A 15,714-nucleotide genomic window follows, 5' to 3' on the forward strand; every position below is an offset into this window, starting at 1 on the left:
TGGATACGGATCGTATAAGAAATCAGTGCGCCTGTAAAATATCTTGGGCGATCATAGGATAGCGATGACTGAGCATAGACGCAAATGTCTGACGGATCTCATCTAAACGATTTTGACAGTCCGCATCAAAACGGACGGTAAAATATTCCCCCGTATTGGATGCGCGAATAATGCCGAATCCATGTTCAAAATCAAGTCGAACTCCATCAATTTTACTTAATTCAGCACCAAACTGATGACTGAGATGCTCAATTTCATTCAGGACAATTTTTGGATCAGTATGATGGGTACTGATATAGGTATCTTCAGTATAAAAACGATCAGGGTAAGATGCTAAAATTTCTGACAATGTGGCTTGCGGAAAATGGCATAAGTATTCCATCACACGCAAAGCCGCATATAAACCATCGTCATAGCCAAGACCACGCCCGTCATTAAACACATAATGACCCGCATATTCTCCACCGAACACGGCATGTCCTTTGGACTGAGACATATACTTGCGTAAAAAACTACTGCCTGTACGAATCATTTTCGCTTGTCCACCCAAGCACTCAACAGCCTGACGTACCATAGAAGAACATTTCACATCAAAAACAATTTCATGTTGCGGATGATCTTTTAAACACATTTGTGCAAATAATGCCAAGAGTCGATCAGCCGAAATGATATGCGCATTTTCATCGAGTAAAACAACCCGATCTCCATCACCATCCAAGGCAATCCCAATATCAGCTTGATGATTGAGTACATTCTGGCGTAATAATTCCAGATGTGTCGCTTGTGATGGATCAGGTGCATGATCGGGAAAGTTGCCATCTGCGTTACAACGCAATGCAATCACTTCGCAGCCGAGTTTCTTCAACACAAGATTGGCACAAAATCCAGCTGAACCATTCAAGCCATCAATTACCACTTTTAAAGGTCTTTTTAATTGAATATCGTTCAGTAATGTAGATTGATAAGATAAACAGAACTCGGATTTAATTTGATGCGATGGGGTTGGAAACTGTGATTGTTGCACGAATTCCACAGACTGCAAATTTTGCAGATATTGTTCGGCTTGAACCCCAATATGTTGGATCATTTCTGGAGATGGTGGCTCAGACTGGATAATCCATTTTATGCCATTATCCGTTTTAGGGTTATGACTGGCAGTCACCATAATGCCATTTCCCTGCGTATCACGTGCGGCAAAATACAACTGCGGTGTGGAACAACAGCCTATTTCCGTTACATCTATGTCTTTATTTTGAAATACTTGTCTGATAATTTGAGCAAAAACTGGGCTGCTTAAACGTGCATCGTAGCCCAAAGCCACTTGTGATTGACCCTTTTCAATGAGTTGATTTGCCAAGGCATCAGCAATGCCCTGAATTAACTCAGGCTTCATCGTTTCAACTTTTCCACGAATGTCGTATGCACGGAAAATTTGAAAAGGAAAATCATTCATTTTCATCATAAGCAAAAACTTCTATTTGCCAGCCCACTATTATTACTCAACTTCCATTTGGGTCATGATGAGTAAACAATTCATTTATTTAAGAATTTATTATAGGGTTCTATGCAATTTATCCACAAATTCTTCATAATATATTCAGTTTTCTACAGGGTTTTATACATACTTTTTGTTACATATCAAAAAAACACCTTAAAAAGCCTGATCACTCAGGCTTTTTAAACAATTATTAAGACGGCTAGTTTTTGCCTGTGTGACCAAAGCCACCAGCGCCGCGTTCTGTCGCCTCAAACTCATCCACAATATCAAATTGTGCTTGAATCACAGGAACCAACACATACTGTGCTAAGCGCTCACCTGGTTCTAAAGTAAAGGTTGTTTGACCACGATTCCACACCGAAACCATCAATTCACCTTGATAATCTGAATCAATCAATCCAACTAAATTACCCAATACAATCCCATGCTTATGACCTAAGCCCGAACGCGGTAAAATTAAGCCGGCAAATTGAGGATCTTCGATATAGATAGCCATTCCTGTTTTCACTAAAACGGTTTGACCCGGTTCAATTTGAATCTCCTCATCTACACATGCGCGCAAATCCAAACCCGCAGAACCTGTGGTTGCATATGTAGGCATCGGCCATGCCTGACCTAAACGTTGATCAAGTACCTTTACCTGAACTTTCATATTGAAATCCTTGCTTAAATAAAAAAGTTAAACGCACTTTGCTTTCTTGCAAAGTTGACTGTGTATTGACAAACAGGTCAACAAGGCAAGCAAAGTGCATATTTTAAAATTAGCGCTTTAATAACGCTTTTAGATTCTGTAAATACTGTTGAGCCTGTTGTTTAGGATCAACATTTTCAGCAAGTTTTTTCTTACGACCTAACCAATCCAATTCGTCTTGCGGGAGTTCATCTAAAAAACGACTCGGTGTCATTTGCTTCATTTGCCCACCGTTTTTACGCTGCTCAGCCAAGGTTAAAGTCAAACCTTGTTGGGCACGGGTAATGCCCACATACATCAGACGGCGTTCTTCCTCAATGGTTTCTGCAGCAATCGAGTTCTTATGCGGCAACAGCTCTTCTTCTAAGCCCATGATGTAAACAAAAGGGAATTCCAAACCTTTTGAAGCATGCAATGTCAAAAGATTGACTTTGTCTGTGTCTTCATCTTCCTGTTGCTGTTCCAACATATCCAGTAAAACCATTTTACGAATCACACTTTCAATGTTCTTTTCATCTACATCTTCTGCACGATTGATTAAACTCTGGATACTGGTATACAGCATTTCAACGTTATCAAGTTTGGTTTTTTCTTGCGCTGGTGTCGCCGCAGTTTCACGGAGATAGTCAATATAACCAGCTTCATTCATCATTTGACGAATTTTAGGCACAGGTTCATCGTCATCCAAAAGCTCACGGGTAAAATCATTGATAAAACCCGCGAATTCTGCCAACTGTGTTGTTGCCTTTTTTGGCATCACCATCGTCAAACGCTGATCGCTGGCTGCAGCTAATAAAGACAGATGATTTTCCTGTGCGAACAGTCCCAATTTTTCCAATGTCACTGGTCCAATGGCGCGTTTAGGTGTATTGATAATACGTAAGAATGCACTGTCATCTTCAGGGTTGATAATGACACGTAAATAGCTCATGACATCCTTAATTTCAGCACGTCCAAAGAACGATTGTCCGCCGGATAACTTATAGGGAATCTGCATTTGTCGAAGTTGGGTTTCCAACACACGAGCTTGGAAGTTACCGCGATAAAGCACCGCATAATCCTTCCAATTCTTACCATTCATTAATTTATGCGTAAGCAGATCTTTTACAACACGTTCCGATTCATCATCATCATTACGGCAAGTAATGACTCGAATCACTTCACCATGTCCTTTATCACTCCATAATTTTTTATCAAAAATATGTGGATTGTTTTCGATTACATGGTTGGCTGCTTTTAGAATACGGCTGGTTGAACGATAGTTTTGTTCAAGCTTGATCACTTTTAAATTACGAAAATCTTCTTTAAGCAATGCCATGTTTTCAGGTTTTGCCCCACGCCATGCATAAATGGACTGGTCATCATCGCCTACGGCAGTGAATTGCCCCATCACGCCAACCAATAATTTCACCAAAATATATTGGGCAGTATTGGTATCTTGATATTCGTCTACCAACAAATAACGCACTCGATTCTGCCAACGATCGCGCACTTCTGCATTTTCTTGCAATAGACGTGTTGGCATCACAATCAAATCATCAAAATCTACTGCATTATAAGCACGCAGATTGCGCTCATATAACTGATACAAATGGGCGAATTGGACATCTTCGGGTGTTTCACACGTTGTATGAGCTTGCTCAGGAACAATCAGATCATTTTTCCAGTCTGATATCTTTTTCATGGCTTTGGCAATCAAATCTTTGCTCTCTGCACCTGATAAGTTATCACGGTGCATTAAATCCATGAGGATTCGTTTACAGTCATCCGAATCAAGAATAGAAAAATTATTTTTAAGTGGGGTATTTTTAAGCTCTATACGCAGTAGATTTAAACCGAAGGTATGGAATGTAGATACAGAAAGTCCTTTACCTTCTTCTTTACCCAACAATTTCCCTACACGCTCTTTCATTTCACGTGCAGCTTTATTGGTAAAGGTCATCGCTGTAATCCTGTGAGCAGGAATACCACACTGTTGAACAAGATAGGCAATTTTTCTTGTAATTACTGAGGTTTTACCTGAACCCGCCCCCGCAAGTACTAACAAGGGTCCTTGAGTATATTTCATGGCTTCAAGTTGCTTGTCATTCAGTTGACTTGCTTTCGACATTGTTCATCCTCTTAAAACTTCGAGCTCGATTATAGTCATCTAAAGTAGACTTGCAAAACGCTTAATTAGAATTTTTCCGACTATTGATCCAAGTCAAGATGATTCACTTTAAAATCGGAACATACGATGTTCTGTCCTATTTATTAAAGTTTCATCAATCTTCATGTTGGTATGATGAAAAACATTGTTTCAACATCAAAAATTAAAAGTGTCTGGCAAATAGCCGTTTTTCAATGCAAATGCATAAAAAAAGGAATCATCACAACGATGATTCCTTTTGGAGATTTAAACTAGAAAAATGAAAGATTATTTTTCTTAGTTTGCAGCGTAGATGCTGATCTCTACACGACGGTTTTGCTCACGACCAGCAGCAGTTGAGTTATCTGCGATTGGGTTCTGAGCACCATAACCTTGAGTATCGATACGGCTAGCTACACCTTTGCCTTTCAGATAGTTTGCTACTGAATACGCACGGTTTTGAGACAATGGAATATTGATTGAATCATTACCAGTATTATCAGTATAACCCGTTACAAGAATTACACTCTTGTTATCTTCCATTAATGTTTGAGCAACTTTATTCAAAGTACCGTAGAAGTTTGGTTTAATTGTTGATTTATTGGTATCAAAAGTAATGCTACCAGGCATAATCAATGCCACAGAACCATCTGGATTACGGTTAACTTCTACACCAGTACCCTGCATTTGTTGGCGTAATTTTTTCTCTTTATTATCAAGGTAAAGACCAGCACCCGCACCTAAAAGTGCGCCAATTGCTGCTGCACGGTTATTTTGCGAAGATGAATTCGCATTACCACGAGATAAACCGTAACCTGCCGCCGCACCGATCAAACCACCTAAAGCAGATTTGTCGTATTCCATACCGCCAATGTTATTGCCAGTTGTTTGACAGCCAGAAAGTACGAGAGCCCCAGCTGTAAGTGTTGTAATTACTAGTGCACGCATTGCATGCCTCCAAGTTGTGTTTTTTGTTGAACTAATTTTGGTATAAAAAACAAAGCGCCACTATAGACATTTTGTTAAAATTCACATTTTTTTTTACATTTTGTAATATTTGCAACAATATTAACAAAACTGATCATCATAATTTATACATAGTCGTTAAATGTACCTTTTTAAATTAAATCGTAACGACTATATTGTGTACTTTGAGCACACATTCACAATAAATCACTAGGACTGTTTTATGTCATCTCAGCAGCAGAAGCAACCTATTTTAAAAAAAATTACGAAAGGTCTAACCGTGGGTACAGTGATCACTGGGAGTACTTTTTTTCATGGTCCGCCAGTTCTTGCTTTAGGTCTGACCAAATTGTTTAAAAAGTCCAAGAAAGTGGATGAAACCAATATTAATATCACCAATAGCTGGCTTGGTATTAACAACTGGTTGATTGACCATGTTCTACCAGAAACACAATGGGATATCAGTGTCGATGACAACCTAGATCTCAATATGCAGGGACGTTATTTAATGACCTGTAATCACCAAAGCTGGGTAGATACCACCGTTAACCAATACTTTGGTTTAACCCGTATGCCTTTGACCCGTTTTTTCACGAAATGGGAACTTATTTTTATTCCTTTCGTTGGGCAAGCTTTTAAAATTCTGGGCTTCCCAATGATGAAGCGACATAGTAAGGAACAAATTGCAAAAAATCCAGAACTCAAATATCGGGATATGGAGGAAGCCCGAAAAGCCTGTGAGCAATTACTCAGCCAACCATTTACTCTTTTAAACTATTTGGAAGGTACTCGATTTACCCAACAAAAGCACGATCAACAAAACTCTCCTTTTACACACTTACTCAAACCCAAAGCTGGTGGATTAGCTCTTGCTTTAAATATTTTGGGTGATCAAATTGATGCATTGGTGGACATGACCATTGTTTATCCAGATGGCGCGCCTGGTTATGGTGAATTTTGGCTGGGTGAAGTCCCCCGCATCGCTGTAAATATGCGTAAAATTGAAATTCCAGATTGGGTACTGGGCGGGAACTATGAAGACGATGCGGAATATCGTCAACGTTTTCAAAATTGGGTGGATGAGTTATGGGCTGAAAAAGATCAGTTGATCAGCACCATTAAAGAAAAATATAAAAGCTAATCTCAGCTTTTTATAAATTCAATGTAAAGGATTGGCATGACAGAGCAAGTTAACGCCCCTCAACAGGGAACACAACCCAAACAGGAGATGTCACGAGGATGGTGGATTTCATTTGGTTATGACATCTTTATGATGTTTATTATTGTTTTTAACTTGTTCTGTTTATGTGCCAATGCCTTTTTGATGAGCAATTTTGGCGATTGGCTGTTTAATGAAATTCGCCTGCCACAAGTGTTACACTACTACAAAACGGATTTACATCCTTGGGTAATAAAAACAGAAAGTTGGTTTATTACTTTCTTAGTCGTTGAATTAGGTATCCGTTGGTTGATTGCGATCATCAACAAACATCATGCACGATGGTTCTTTTTTCCCTTTATTCACTGGTATGAAATTTTAGCCATTATCCCCTATCTACGTTTTTTACGTTTAATTCGGGCAGGCATCATTGCTTATCATTTTCATGAACTAGGCTATAAGGTCATTCCTGACAGCATCATGAAACGCATTATCTTTTATTACCGTGTCTTGATGGAAGAACTTTCTGACCGTGTTGTGATCACTGTGATTGATGGTATCAAACATGAACTTGACACCAGTTCAAGTCATAAAAAGATCATTCATGATTTGGTAGATCATCACCGAGAACGTTTTGCACAGACGCTGGCTGAAATTTTACAAGAATCTTTGGCTGTAGAATTAAAAGCGCAAAGCGCTCAAATGACCCACAATGTCGGTCAAATTGTTCGCCAAGCCATTGAGGATACCCCCCAACTCACCCAATTATTAAGATTGATTCCTATTGCTGGCAGTAGAATTGAAAATCAAATTCAAAATATTGGACAACAGCTGGGAGAAAACATTACTCAAGGGTTAGTGCAGCCATTTATCCAAGGCAGCGCCCAAAATCCAAATGCAACCTATCAACTTATTTCTACGAAACTTAGCCAGATAAATATTGAAAATCAGCATCTTGAAGAATTAGTTGAATCTGTCGTCTATGAAAGTTTAGAATCATTGAGAAAGCAAGTGAAAGTAAAACAATGGCAAATTGAATTAGAAAAAAATGATCAGATCAAAGATTGAGTGATTCAAAGAATAAGCAATTCATTGAAAATATTTGTATCTTTGCTAGAGAAATCATTGAATATGTTCTAGCATTTGCCCTAATTTACAATTTGACTTTAGATAGAAAAATTTAGGTCACAAGCCTTTTAAGGAACAATTATGGCTGATATACGGATTACAGGCAGAATGGTTAATTTTACCCGATTAACCTTCGATACTAATGATCATGATGCCATCCGCCAGCAATTAACATCAATGATGAGCGAAACCTCTTATCAAGGGGCTTTGGTCATTATTGATACCACAGTTGAACAAGAGCTTATTGCATTGATTCAATTGATCATCAGCTTAGACTTACAGCCAATGGCTGTGATTGATGGTTTGTTGGGTGATCAAGCCAGAGCAATTCAGTTCCCTGTTTTGCCTGCCGATCGTCCTTTACAGCGCATTAAACCCACCAAAGAACAAGTGCTTGAAACACCTGTAAAGCAGCCTGACGAACCAGCAAAAACTGCAACAGCGAATACGTCTAAAACATTAAGTCATGCAACCTCATATCATGATGAAATTTTAAGAACTGGACAATGTATTGTTCAAGATCATGGCGATATCATCCTAAATGCTGGAATCAATAGTGGTTCAGAAGTCATTGCTTCAGGAAATATACATATCTATGGCAGTGTTCGTGGTAGAGTCATCGCTGGTGCAGGTGGGAATACCACTGCAAGAATTTTTTGTCATTCATTAGAAGCCGAATTGGTTTCTATAGCAGGAACATATTGTGTAGCAGATGACATTCCACAAGATGTGATTAAAAAAGCTGTACAAATTTACTTGAATGATCAGCAAGAGCTAGTATTTGAAGCTTTGCAATTTTAAGGTATAAATTAAACACCATATAAAACTCGATCAATCGAGTAAATGACCATAACAGGAGTGGATTCGGTGGCCAAAATTGTTGTCGTTACATCAGGCAAAGGTGGCGTAGGTAAAACTACGACGAGTGCATCTTTTGCAACAGGATTAGCCCTACGTGGTCATAAAACTGTTGTTATTGATTTCGATGTAGGGTTGCGTAATCTTGATTTGATTATGGGCTGTGAACGTCGTGTCGTTTATGACTTTGTCAATGTCATCAATAACGAAGCGCGCTTACAACAAGCCTTGATTCGTGATAAAGATATTGAAAACTTATATATTTTACCTGCATCACAAACGCGTGATAAAGATGCCCTAAGTGATGATGGTGTCGCACGTGTGATTGATGAACTTTCTCAAGAGTTTGATTACATTATTTGTGACTCACCTGCCGGGATTGAACGTGGTGCGATTTTAGCCATGTATCATGCAGATGAAGCCATTATTGTGACCAACCCTGAGATTTCTTCCGTTCGAGATTCTGACCGTATTATTGGAATGCTCGACAGCAAAACGAAAAAAGTTGAAAACAACGAAGGACGTGTTCGTAAACATTTATGTATCACACGTTTTAACCCTGAACGTGCCGATAAGCAAGAAATGTTGACCATTGACGATATTTCTAAAGATATCTTACGTGTTCCTACTCTTGGTGTTATTCCAGAGTGCCCAAGTGTGCTTCAGGCATCGAATGAAGGTAAACCTGTCATTCTTTATCAAGAAGCTTCTGCTGGACAAGCGTATGATGATTTAGTTGCTCGTTTCTTGGGTGAGGAACGTCCTTATCGTCATATTACAGTGAAACCTAAGGGTTGGTTAGCACGATTATTTGGAGCGTAGAAATGGCAGGATTTTGGAGTAAACTTTTTAGCAACGATGACAAACCATCTAGCGCCCAAACTGCTAAAGATCGCTTAAAAGTTATTGTTGCTTCTGAAAATGGTTTGGGCAAACGCCTGAGCCAAGACAAGATTGATCAAATGAAAAAAGAAATCATGCAAGTGGTCAATCGTTATGTACGTGGTGTGGATGAACAGCACATTCAGATGCAAGTTCGTTCAGAAGCCAACATTGAAATGTTGGAAATGAATATCAATTTACCTGAAGAACGATAATTTCATTATTGATTAGTCAAGTGAATTGATTCAGGGCAAAATATGTTGCGGAGTTAGAAAAGCACTGTTTTTACTCTTGCTGGATATTTTGCCCTTTTTATTTTAGATTTTATTCAGCTAAATATTGTATTTATCTTTATTCGCGTAAATATCAATAGCTTTTATATAATGCTGCAAACTAAGATAATCGATTAGATTTAGATTTTTTTGAGGAGATGCTGTTATGGCACTTTCACAGCCAGCAACGTTCAATGAAGAATGGTCAGACGAGCGTGTTTTTGCCTATTTAGATCAACTTCCTCCTGAAGGGATCAACACAGATTTCCATGTGTTGTATCACGCATTTAAACACATGCGCCCTTTTGACTATGAACGCTTGTTGACGAAGTTTGTTGCTGATGGTCGCGACATCAATGCAACCAATCCTGAAGGTCAGCGTATTCATGATGTGATTGCTGAATATCCGCGTCAAAAAGAAGGTTTCTTGGCAGTTTTGGCAAAGTTTGCTTAAACATGGTAAAGAAATGATGACTCGGTTTTGAAAAAACTTAGACTTATTTTTATACAAATGCTCAATAAATATCATTGGGCATTTTTTATTTTTCTTGATCATAGCACTCCTCTGAATCAGTTAAATTAGTGTGACCTCAGGTGAATTCCATTTGGTCAAAAAATTTATATAAGACTGAGGTTGAAAATAATATGGCTTTTGGTTTCCGCTCTGTCAATTGCACCTGACTTGCTATCTTGGTCAGTGGCATGGATATATCTTTTCGACCTGAGCAAAAACAAAGCAACACTTTGTTTGTAGCGCAAGCTTTAGAACTTCCCTTGAAAAGCAAAGCATCGTCAAGGCAAATCGATCAAAACTTTTCTCAAAATATGAGGCTGTGAAAATGCCCTGTCTATATGAGACAAGCTTTACATAAGGATATTGATTGATTTAACTTATTTTGACTTTGATATGACAAAACCAAAGCAACAAATACATCATTGGGTATTCATTTTTTGTGTTAGTCATAAATATTGATTAAGTTCTGGCATCAAAGACAGCAGCATAAAAGTTCAGTTGCTTTTGTGTCGTTATTCACCCCAACAATCCGTTGTTGAAATAAAAGCATAGAACTATTTAAAACATTTACCTATTTGCTTTATAAATATGTTTTGAAAGATCTAACTTACCATCAGGCATAAAAAAACCCAGCTTGCGCTGGGTTTTTCGAATCCATTCTCAGCTTAGTGCGCTGCGAATTGGTTCATCGTGTTTTTAGCATCGTCATGCGCTTTAAGTGCATTGTCACCAGAGAAGATTTCTTTGTGATCATCACCGATGTCAGAACCAGCCATTGCTTGGTGTTTAACACAAGCGATACCACCGCGGATTTCTTTACGTTGTACGCCAGCAACATAAGCCAACATACCTTCAGAACCGAAGTAACCTTGTGCAAGCTCATGAGTAGAAAGCGCAGCAGTGTGGTAAGTCGGAAGTGTGATCAAATGATGGAACACACCTGCTTCACGAGAAGCATCTGCTTGGAAAGTACGGATTTTCGCATCAGCATCAGCAGCTAATTCAGTGTTGTCATACTCAGCGCTCATTAATTTAGCACGGTCGTAAGCAGAAACGTCTTTACCTTCAGCAACCCAACGGTCGTAAGCTTGTTGACGGAAGTTCAAAGTCCAGTTGAATGATGGGCTGTTGTTATAAACCAGCTTCGCATTTGGAACAGTTTCACGTACACGATTCACCATGTGAGCAATTTCTTCAACGTTTGGAGTCGCTGTTTCGATCCAAAGAAGATCTGCACCATTTTGTAAGCTAGACACACAGTCAAGTACAACACGGTCAATTTGAGTGCCTTCACGGAATTGATACAAGCCAGAAGCAAGACGCTTAGGACGGTGTAATTTACCATCGCGTTTGATCAAGATTTCATCTTCTTGAGCATCCGCAATATCAATTTCTTGAGTATCTAAGTAGCTGATATATTGAGAAGCGATATCGCCTGGCTCTTTAACCACTGGGATTTTTTGAGTCAAGTCAGCGCCTTCAGAGTCAGTACGTGCAACGATGATACCGTCATCAAGACCCATTTCTAAGAATGCATAACGTAATGCATGGATTTTAGCAATGAAGTCTTCGTGTGGAACTGTTACTTTACCAGCTTGGTGACCACATTGTTTTGCATCAGATACTTGGTTTTCGATTTGAAGCGCACAAGCACCAGCTTCAATCATTTTACGAGCAAGCAAATAAGTTGCTTCTTCGTTACCGAAACCAGCATCGATGTCCGCAATGATTGGCACAACGTGAGTTTGGAAACCGTCGATTTGCGCAGTAATTTCAGCAGCTTTAGCAGTATCACCCGCTTCATTTGCTTTTTTAAGTGCACGGAATAAATCGTTTAGTTCTTTCGCATCAGCTTGACGCAAGAATGTGTAGATCTCTTCGATCAATGCAGGTACAGACGTTTTTTCGTGCATAGATTGGTCAGGAAGAGGACCGAATTCTGAACGAAGTGCAGCAACCATCCAACCAGAAAGGTAGATATAACGTTTGCTTGTGGTACCGAAATATTTTTTGTTCGCGATCATTTTTTGTTGCGCGATGAAACCATGCCAGCAACCTAATGATTGAGTATATTTGCTAGAATCAGCATCATATTCAGCCATATCACGACGCATGATCGCAGCTGTATATTTAGCGATATCTAAACCAGTTTTGAATTGGTTTTGCATTTGCATACGCGCAGCATCTTCTGGGCTAATATCGCGCCAAGTGCTTCCGAATTTTGCTTTTAATTCACGGATTGCATCAATCGCTGTTTGGTATGTAGTCATGATATGTTCCTGTAATAATATTAGGATTTCATCAATCGAAGAGCCAAATCCACTCGCTATTTGATTGTTCAGATTTAGAACACTTCGTTGTTATGGACTTAGCTTAGATTGACTGCCCTAATTAATCCAATATTCTAGGTTAATTTTCAGTATTTATTTAAAAAATATATAGATCAAAGTCGTATTATAATTATGTAATAATTTTTTAAGTATTTATTTTTAAATTAATTTTAAATTATCTCAATTAAACTATTTTGACTAATAATCCATCAAAATGGTTGTTTTATATTTATTAGACTTAAGTCTCAACGAGTTAAAAATACACTTGACCTTGTTTTTTTTGATGTAAAAATGGACAAACATTGAACTTATCATGGCTTAAATGAGTACCATGTCTGCTGCTTGAAAAGCACATCTCTCATTCCCGCAATACGCTATATTGTATAATCTCAAAAAAGATGATTTGTGTTTTGAAAGTGTTTAAACCCATTAAACAGAAATACACTCAGAAATCTCATAATAAGTACCATCTGTTGGTGTTTTTTCATCTACTTTTTACACAAATGCATTTCCTTATGGCATAATCACATGTGATTTCTAAATTTTATTTTCGGTATTTTTTTTATGAATCTGGAGCGGGTCGATCTAAACCTCTTAATTTACCTTGACGTTCTTTTACGTGAAAAAAATGTGACTCGTGCAGCAGAGCAGTTGGGTGTAACGCAACCAGCAATGAGTAATATTTTACGTCGTCTCCGTAACTTATTTAATGATCCACTTTTGATTCGCTCATCTGAAGGTATGACGCCAACAGAACGTGCGCTTGAATTGCAACCGCGAATCCGTGATGCACTCTCGGACTTGTCGATGATTTTGGAGCCTCGTACTGAGTTTAGACCATATACCAGTAATCGGGTCTTCCGTATCATGACTTCAGACTATGCTGAAGCAACTTTAGTTCCTCGTCTAGTCAAAGCACTACGCTCAGAAGCACCGAACGTTGTTCTCGACTTTCTTACCCCAAGTGATGTGTCTTATCGAGATATGGAACAAGGCAAAGTTGATTTGGCAATCAACCGTTTCAATGAGATTCCACAAAGCTTTCACCAAGTTCTGGTGTGGCGCGACAGCTTTTCTTGCCTACTTAACAACAAACATCCAGCTTCAAGCAACCTAAATCTTAAAAGCTATTTAGATGCACAGCACATTTGGGTTTCAAAAACAGGGATGGGGGTTGGATTTGGTGTAAACCCTGAAAAACAAGCCGGATTAGGTTGGATTGATCAAGCCTTAGAACGTATTGGCCAAAAACGTAAAATTTCAGTCTTTACCCGTCATTATCAAATGCCTGCATTATTGGCATCCAATGTCGATTTGATTGCAACCTTACCTACACGCATTGCGCGCTTACAGGCGAAAAGCCAGAATTTATTAATCAAAGATCCTCCATTTTATATTCCAGAGTTTGAATTAAAAATGGCGTGGTGTCCTTTACTGCACCACCACCCTGCCCACCGTTGGTTACGTCAACTGATCCTCTATGTTGCACGTCAAATGATTGAAGAAGAAAATCGTGAATTCATGCAGAATAATTCACATTTTTCTCAATATTAAGATAATTTTTCTTAAATTCTTATCATTTCAAGCTTATACTCATTTTAAATCGGTAGTGATTAATCACTACCGCCCTTTTTTGTGTTAACTTATTATGTATTCATAACATCTCATAATAATGATGATCCACAGGTGGATTCGTGAGCCTCTTCCAGAATATCCTAGTTATTGTCGTACTCATTGCAGGAGCTGGTTTTTTATCTTTAACTGAAATCGCACTTGCAGGTGCGCGTAAAGTTAAACTCAAAATTCTTGCCGAATCTGGCGATGAACGTGCACAAAAAGTCCTAGACTTGCAGCAAAACTCAGCCGATTTCTTTGCTGCCTCCCAAATCGGGTTAAATGCGGTCGCTATTCTAGGTGGTATTTTAGGTGAAGGCGCATTTCGTCCTTATTTTTTCGAATTCGTTGCTCGCTTTTATGTGGGTCCGTGGGCTGAAACCATCAGTTTTGCACTGTCCTTTACTTTAGTGACCTCACTATTTATTCTTTTTGCAGACTTAATGCCAAAACGCATGGCAATGATCGCACCTGAAAAAATTGCAGTTGCAGTCATCAATCCGATTCAAGTTTTTATTATTGTCTGTAAACCTTTGGCTTGGTTTATTAATGCTGTTGCAAACTTACTGTTCCGTCTGTTTAAGGTGAATACCACCCGCGAAGACAACATTACTTTCGATGATATTTCAGCAGTAATGGATGCAGGTGCACAGGCAGGTGTATTGCAAAAACAAGAACATCATTTTATTGAGAATGTATTTGAACTTGAAGAGCGTAATGTACCCTCAAGTATGACACCACGTGAAAATGTGGTGTTTTTTACATTAAAAGAACCAGAAGAAAGCATTCGCCAAAAATTAGCTGAATATCCCTATTCAAAGTTTTTAGTTTGTAATGAAACGATTGACCAAGTCATTGGCTATGTCGATGCCAAAGATATATTGGTACGTATTCTCAACAATCAAAAAATCAATCAATTGAATGAATCCACCATCCGTACTGTATTAAGTATCCCCGACACCTTGACACTGTCTGAATTACTGGATCGTTTTAGATCAAGTAAAGAAAAATTTGCTGTGGTGTTCAACGAATATGCACTGGTGGTTGGTGTCATAACCCTTTCTGACATTATGATTACGGTCATGGGAGATTGGGTAACACCTATGGAAGAAGATCAGCAGATTATCAAACGCGATAATAATTCCTGGCTGATTGATGGCAGTACACCGATTGAAGACATGAAACATGCTCTGGAAATTGATGAAATGCCTGATGAAGATAATTATGAAACCCTGGCAGGTTTTATGATGTACCAGTTAAGAAAAATTCCGAAACCTGCTGATACCGTTATTTATGGCGGATATAAATTTGAAGTGGTGGATGTCGATCATTTTAAGATTGACCAACTTTTGGTGACCCGTTTGCTTGAAAAAGCAGAAGCACCACTTTCTGAAGAAAGTCCATCTTAGCCGTTTATTTTCTCAATCAAAGCTCAAGTCTATTTACTGAGCTTTGATCGCAGTTTATGGCTCTTAATGACAAAATTTTATCATTTTATGATAGTGACATCACATTTATTCATAATATTTTAAAATATGAAAATTAACATGAATTCATCAATTAAAATAACCATTAAAATAAAAACATATAAATCAATATCTTAAATTTTATAACCATTTTGGTGCATAAAATTATTCAAATTTTAACTATCTGTTTTAAATAATCTATTTATTT

13 protein-coding genes are annotated in these 15,714 nt (G+C 38.4%); 8 read left to right on the forward strand and 5 right to left on the reverse strand.

The window, feature by feature from the left end:
- Positions 1–22 precede the first annotated feature (22 nt).
- The 4 genes from OSH00_RS02735 to OSH00_RS02750 all read right to left on the reverse strand — a co-directional run bounded on the left by OSH00_RS02735 (position 23) and on the right by OSH00_RS02750 (position 5,265).
- Positions 23–1,462, reverse strand: coding sequence for a phosphomannomutase/phosphoglucomutase (locus tag OSH00_RS02735; RefSeq protein WP_266129132.1), 1,440 nt, complete (start codon positions 1,460–1,462; stop codon positions 23–25).
- Between the two features lie 235 nt (positions 1,463–1,697).
- Complete coding sequence (dut, locus tag OSH00_RS02740; protein ID WP_266129133.1) at positions 1,698–2,150, reverse strand: dUTP diphosphatase; 453 nt, start codon at positions 2,148–2,150, stop codon at positions 1,698–1,700.
- Positions 2,151–2,259: 109 nt separating this feature from the next.
- On the reverse strand, positions 2,260–4,299 hold the full coding sequence (locus OSH00_RS02745; protein ID WP_004828034.1) for a UvrD-helicase domain-containing protein: 2,040 nt from the start codon (positions 4,297–4,299) through the stop codon (positions 2,260–2,262).
- 315 nt (positions 4,300–4,614) lie between these two features.
- Positions 4,615–5,265 carry a YiaD family glycine zipper/OmpA-like lipoprotein gene (locus OSH00_RS02750; RefSeq protein ID WP_266129134.1) on the reverse strand — a complete coding sequence of 217 codons (651 nt, stop codon included), beginning with the start codon at positions 5,263–5,265 and terminating at the stop codon, positions 4,615–4,617.
- Positions 5,266–5,506: 241 nt separating this feature from the next.
- Here OSH00_RS02750 and OSH00_RS02755 point away from each other — a divergent pair, with 241 nt between their 5' ends.
- The 6 genes from OSH00_RS02755 (at position 5,507) to OSH00_RS02780 (ending at position 10,036) form a co-directional block, all read left to right on the forward strand.
- The gene (locus tag OSH00_RS02755; RefSeq protein ID WP_196074702.1) at positions 5,507–6,424 is read left to right on the forward strand and encodes an acyltransferase; all 918 of its coding nucleotides are present in this window, start codon (positions 5,507–5,509) and stop codon (positions 6,422–6,424) included.
- A 36-nt stretch (positions 6,425–6,460) separates the two neighbouring features.
- Positions 6,461–7,510: a preprotein translocase subunit SecA gene (locus tag OSH00_RS02760; protein WP_420909498.1), complete on the forward strand. Its 1,050-nt coding sequence runs from the start codon at positions 6,461–6,463 to the stop codon at positions 7,508–7,510.
- Positions 7,511–7,651: 141 nt separating this feature from the next.
- The gene (gene minC / locus OSH00_RS02765) at positions 7,652–8,371 is read left to right on the forward strand and encodes a septum site-determining protein MinC (protein WP_266129135.1); all 720 of its coding nucleotides are present in this window, start codon (positions 7,652–7,654) and stop codon (positions 8,369–8,371) included.
- A 66-nt stretch (positions 8,372–8,437) separates the two neighbouring features.
- Positions 8,438–9,250, forward strand: coding sequence for a septum site-determining protein MinD (gene minD / locus OSH00_RS02770; RefSeq protein WP_004722761.1), 813 nt, complete (start codon positions 8,438–8,440; stop codon positions 9,248–9,250).
- A gap of 2 nt (positions 9,251–9,252) precedes the next feature.
- On the forward strand, positions 9,253–9,525 hold the full coding sequence (gene minE / locus OSH00_RS02775; RefSeq protein WP_004722763.1) for a cell division topological specificity factor MinE: 273 nt from the start codon (positions 9,253–9,255) through the stop codon (positions 9,523–9,525).
- Positions 9,526–9,748: 223 nt separating this feature from the next.
- Entirely contained in the window at positions 9,749–10,036 is a 288-nt protein-coding gene (locus OSH00_RS02780; protein WP_266129136.1) for a PA4642 family protein, read from the forward strand.
- A gap of 725 nt (positions 10,037–10,761) precedes the next feature.
- Here OSH00_RS02780 and OSH00_RS02785 read toward each other — a convergent pair.
- Positions 10,762–12,366 carry an isocitrate lyase gene (locus OSH00_RS02785; RefSeq protein WP_196074698.1) on the reverse strand — a complete coding sequence of 535 codons (1,605 nt, stop codon included), beginning with the start codon at positions 12,364–12,366 and terminating at the stop codon, positions 10,762–10,764.
- Positions 12,367–12,990: 624 nt separating this feature from the next.
- Between OSH00_RS02785 and OSH00_RS02790 the strand changes: the two genes are divergently transcribed.
- Together OSH00_RS02790 and paeA are read left to right on the forward strand one after the other, a co-directional pair.
- Complete coding sequence (locus OSH00_RS02790; RefSeq protein WP_004722769.1) at positions 12,991–13,980, forward strand: LysR family transcriptional regulator; 990 nt, start codon at positions 12,991–12,993, stop codon at positions 13,978–13,980.
- 140 nt (positions 13,981–14,120) lie between these two features.
- Entirely contained in the window at positions 14,121–15,449 is a 1,329-nt protein-coding gene (paeA, locus tag OSH00_RS02795; RefSeq protein WP_266129137.1) for a polyamine export protein PaeA, read from the forward strand.
- Positions 15,450–15,714 lie beyond the last annotated feature (265 nt).

Source organism: Acinetobacter nematophilus, from assembly GCF_026344175.1.
GTDB classification, from domain to species: Bacteria; Pseudomonadota; Gammaproteobacteria; order Pseudomonadales; family Moraxellaceae; genus Acinetobacter; species Acinetobacter nematophilus.

What these genes read in the sequence shown, in the direction of transcription:
- OSH00_RS02735 (WP_266129132.1), bottom strand. Translation starts at nt 1,462, where the DNA reads ATGATGAAAATGAATGATTTTCCTTTTCAAATTTTCCGTGCATACGAC.
- dut (WP_266129133.1), bottom strand. Translation starts at nt 2,150, where the DNA reads ATGAAAGTTCAGGTAAAGGTACTTGATCAACGTTTAGGTCAGGCATGG.
- OSH00_RS02745 (WP_004828034.1), bottom strand. Translation starts at nt 4,299, where the DNA reads ATGTCGAAAGCAAGTCAACTGAATGACAAGCAACTTGAAGCCATGAAA.
- OSH00_RS02750 (WP_266129134.1), bottom strand. Translation starts at nt 5,265, where the DNA reads ATGCGTGCACTAGTAATTACAACACTTACAGCTGGGGCTCTCGTACTT.
- OSH00_RS02755 (WP_196074702.1), top strand. Translation starts at nt 5,507, where the DNA reads ATGTCATCTCAGCAGCAGAAGCAACCTATTTTAAAAAAAATTACGAAA.
- OSH00_RS02760 (WP_420909498.1), top strand. Translation starts at nt 6,461, where the DNA reads ATGACAGAGCAAGTTAACGCCCCTCAACAGGGAACACAACCCAAACAG.
- minC (WP_266129135.1), top strand. Translation starts at nt 7,652, where the DNA reads ATGGCTGATATACGGATTACAGGCAGAATGGTTAATTTTACCCGATTA.
- minE (WP_004722763.1), top strand. Translation starts at nt 9,253, where the DNA reads ATGGCAGGATTTTGGAGTAAACTTTTTAGCAACGATGACAAACCATCT.
- OSH00_RS02780 (WP_266129136.1), top strand. Translation starts at nt 9,749, where the DNA reads ATGGCACTTTCACAGCCAGCAACGTTCAATGAAGAATGGTCAGACGAG.
- OSH00_RS02785 (WP_196074698.1), bottom strand. Translation starts at nt 12,366, where the DNA reads ATGACTACATACCAAACAGCGATTGATGCAATCCGTGAATTAAAAGCA.
- OSH00_RS02790 (WP_004722769.1), top strand. Translation starts at nt 12,991, where the DNA reads ATGAATCTGGAGCGGGTCGATCTAAACCTCTTAATTTACCTTGACGTT.